This window comes from Chryseobacterium sp. BGARF1 (assembly GCF_001677955.1).
In the GTDB taxonomy this organism is placed as follows: domain Bacteria; phylum Bacteroidota; class Bacteroidia; order Flavobacteriales; family Weeksellaceae; genus Chryseobacterium.
This window is the reverse complement of record NZ_LELA01000228.1, coordinates 1-252: the sequence shown is the minus strand read 5'-3', so window position 1 is coordinate 252 and position 252 is coordinate 1. Positions and strand designations below refer to the sequence as shown.

The 252-nt window shown below is 43.3% G+C and carries 1 protein-coding gene; it reads right to left on the bottom strand.

What is annotated here, in order from left to right; genetic code table 11:
• On the bottom strand, positions 1-252 hold a 252-nt coding region (locus AB671_RS21790; RefSeq protein WP_157444305.1), incomplete at both ends, for a SprB repeat-containing protein.

The window sequence follows — 252 nt, the reverse complement described above, 5'->3', positions numbered from 1 at the left end:
CCCAGTTGAAAGTATATGGTGCTGTTCCACCAGTAGGTGTTAAATTGATAGCTCCTGTTGAACCTCCGTTACATGCAATATTAGTAACCACTGTTGTTCCTGAAATTGCAGTAGGCTGAGTGATAGTTACTGTTCTTGTAATTGTACAAACATTAGCATCCGTTACTGTCACTGTATAAGTTCCTGCTGCTAAACCTGAAGCTGTCGCTGCTGTTCCACCGCTTGGTGACCATGAATACGTGTAAGGTGCTG